The organism is Roseomonas sp. TS2, assembly GCF_058833935.1.
On the sequence record NZ_JCACVY010000309.1, the window covers coordinates 1 to 2,863 of the forward strand.

Annotated in this window: 3 protein-coding genes and 1 pseudogene; all 4 read left to right on the top strand. The window is 74.6% G+C overall.

Going from position 1 to position 2,863, the window contains the following annotated elements; translation table 11 throughout:
• Positions 1-289: pseudogene (locus ACZJYS_RS23810) on the top strand (hypothetical protein); the annotation flags it as partial.
• Positions 290-301: 12 nt separating this feature from the next.
• Positions 302-1,285 carry an AAA family ATPase gene (locus tag ACZJYS_RS23815; protein ID WP_493180573.1) on the top strand — a complete coding sequence of 328 codons (984 nt, stop codon included), beginning with the start codon at positions 302-304 and terminating at the stop codon, positions 1,283-1,285.
• A gap of 31 nt (positions 1,286-1,316) precedes the next feature.
• Entirely contained in the window at positions 1,317-2,531 is a 1,215-nt protein-coding gene (locus ACZJYS_RS23820) for a vWA domain-containing protein (protein ID WP_109515326.1), read from the top strand.
• Entirely contained in the window at positions 2,528-2,863 is a 336-nt protein-coding gene (locus ACZJYS_RS23825; RefSeq protein ID WP_109515325.1) for an XdhC family protein, read from the top strand. Before ACZJYS_RS23820 ends, ACZJYS_RS23825 begins: the two co-directional genes overlap by 4 nt.

Here is a 2,863-nt window from a genome sequence, read left to right on the forward strand (position 1 = left end):
CGCCGCGCCGGTGGAGCGCCTCGGCGCCGCCACGCTGATCGGCGCGGGCCTGGCCGAGCATGCCGGCGAGACCCCGCCCGGCGGCAAGCCCGCCACGCTGCAGACGGGCGGCCACACCAGCCACGAGCGCGCGCCGAAGCGCGGCTATGCCACGCCGGTGGCTGCGCCCTCGCCCGGCCTCTCCATCTTCCAGCTTCTGCCGGCCGAGATCATGGGCCTGCCGCTGCTGTTCTGGGGCGGCTCGGCGGTGTTCCTGGTGATCCTGTTCCTGCTGTTCGTGCTCGGCTGAGCCGTGGCGCCGATGCCCGCCTCCTCCCCGGCCTCGCCGCCGCCCGGCTCCGCCTTGCCCGGTTCCGCCTTGCCCGGTTCCGTCGCGGAGACGGAAAGGCTCCTGGCCCTCGGCGGCTATGTGGCCGACCGTGCGCTGGCCACCACCGTGCATCTGGCGCTGGTCATGGGCCGCCCCCTCTTCCTGGAGGGGGAGCCGGGCACCGGCAAGACGGAGATCGCCAAGGTGCTGGCCAGCGGCCTCGGCCGCCGGCTGGTGCGGCTGCAATGCTATGACGGGCTGGACCTGCAGGCGGCGGCCTATGAGTGGAACCATGCGCGCCAGCTCATGGCCATCCGCCTGGCCGAGGCCGCCGGCGAGACGCAGGGCGAGGCGGGCCGCGCCCGGCTGGAGGCCGGCATCTACGACCGGCGCTACCTGCAGGAGCGGCCGCTGCTGGCCGCCCTCTCCGGCCCGCCCGCCGTGCTTCTGATCGACGAGCTGGACCGCGCGGACGAGCCCTTCGAGGCCTTCCTGCTGGAGATCCTGGCCGATTTCCAGCTCTCCATCCCGGAGCTGGGCCCCGAGCACAGCCCCGTGCGGGCCGAGACGCCGCCCATCGTGGTGCTGACCAGCAATCGCACGCGGGAGGTGCACGACGCCATCCGCCGCCGCTGCCTCTACCACTGGGTGGACTACCCGGATGCGTTGCGCGAGCGCGCCATCCTGGCCAGCCGCGCCCCCGGCCTGCCGGAGGCGCTCTCGGCGCAGGTGGTGGCCTTCGTGCAGAAGCTGCGCGGCGGCGATTTCTTCAAGCTGCCGGGCGTCGCGGAGACGATCGACTGGGCCAACGCGCTGCGCGCCCTGGACGCCACCGAGCTGGAGCCGGTGCTGGTGGACGAGACCCTGGGCGCGCTTCTGAAGTACCAGGACGACATCGCCAAGCTGCGCGGTGCCGAGACGGCGAGGCTGGTGGAGGCGGTGAAGCAGCCCCCCGCCCCGGCTATGCCCTTCTGATGCCCGGAGCGGTGACGGGCCGCCTTCCGGCATGAGCGGCGCGCCGCCCGCCGGCGCGCTGGCCGCCAACCTGCTCGGCTTCGGCCGGCTGCTGCGGCGCGCCGGCCTGCCGATCGGCCCGGCCGAGATGCTGGCCGGCGCCGAGGCGCTGACCCGCATCGACCTCGCCGACCGCCGGCAGGCCCAGGCGGCGCTGCGCGCCACGCTGGTGCACCGGCACGAGCACCAGCACCTGTTCGACCACGCCTTCCGCCTCTGGTGGCGAGACCCGGAGGCCGGCCGCCACGCCGCCGCCATGGACGCGCTGAGCCAGGGCCAGCCGCCGCCCAAGCCGCCACCGGGTGGCCGCAGGCTGGCCGAGGCGCTGGGCGGCCAGGCCCCGCCGCCGCTGCCGCCGCAGAAGCCCGAGCGGGAGGTCGATGCCAGCCTGACGGTGAGCGCCAGCGAGGCACTCGCAAAAATGGATTTCGAGGCGATGGGCGCGGCCGAGCTGGCAGCGGCGCGGCAGGAGATCCGCCGCCTCGCCCTGCCGCTCGACAAGCGGCCGACACGCCGCTTCCGCCCCGACCCCGCCGGGCCGCGCGCCGACCTGCGCGCCACGCTGCGCCACGCCATGCGCCAGGGCGGCGAGGTCTCGGCGCTGCACCGCTCCCGCCGGGTGGAGCGGCCGCCGCCGCTGGTGGCGATCTGCGACATCTCCGGCAGCATGGCGCGCTACGCCCAGGTGCTGCTGCACTTCCTGCACGCCGTGACCAACGACCGGGACCGCGTCTCCACCTTCCTGTTCGGCACCCGGCTGACCAACATCACCCGCCCGCTCCGGCACCGCGACGCCGAGGTGGCCTTCGAGATGGTCAGCCACCTGGTGCCGGACTGGTCGGGCGGCACCCGCATCGGCGAGGCGCTCGACCTGTTCAACCGGCAATGGGGCCGCCGCGTGCTGGGCCAGGGCGCCGTGGTGCTGCTGATCACCGACGGGCTGGAGCGCGGCGACGCGGCCGACCTCGCCCGCCTCGCCGCCGCCACCGAGCGGCTGCGCCATTCCTGCCGCCGGCTGATCTGGCTGAACCCGCTGCTGCGCTACAGCGGCTTCCAGCCCCGCTCGCAGGGCATACGCACCATGCTCCCCCTGGTGCATGAGCACCGCCCGGTCCACAACATTGAAAGCCTGCGCGCGCTGGTGCGGACCCTCTCCGGCCCCGCGCCACGCCAGCCCATGGGCCAACCTGTCGGAGGATCACGATGAGCGACCAGGAAGACATCCTCGCCACCGCCGCCGGCTGGCTGGCCGAGGGCGAGACGGTGGCGCTGGCCACCGTGGTGGAGACCTGGGGCAGCTCGCCCCGCCCTGCCGGCTCCAACCTCGCCGTCACCGCCTCCGGCCGGATGGCGGGCAGCGTCTCGGGCGGCTGCATCGAGGGCGCGGTGGCCGAGGCCGCCCGCAAGACGATGGCCGAGGGCACGCCGCAGCTGCTCGATTTCGGCATCAGCGACGAGCGCGCCTGGGAGGTGGGGCTGGCCTGCGGCGGCAAGCTGAAGGTCTTCGTCGAGAAGCTCGAGGGGGAGCGGGTGGCGTGA

Coding starts and splice junctions, on each gene's coding strand:
- ACZJYS_RS23825 (WP_109515325.1), top strand. CDS start 2,528: ATGAGCGACCAGGAAGACATCCTCGCCACCGCCGCCGGCTGGCTGGCC.
- ACZJYS_RS23815 (WP_493180573.1), top strand. CDS start 302: ATGCCCGCCTCCTCCCCGGCCTCGCCGCCGCCCGGCTCCGCCTTGCCC.
- ACZJYS_RS23820 (WP_109515326.1), top strand. CDS start 1,317: ATGAGCGGCGCGCCGCCCGCCGGCGCGCTGGCCGCCAACCTGCTCGGC.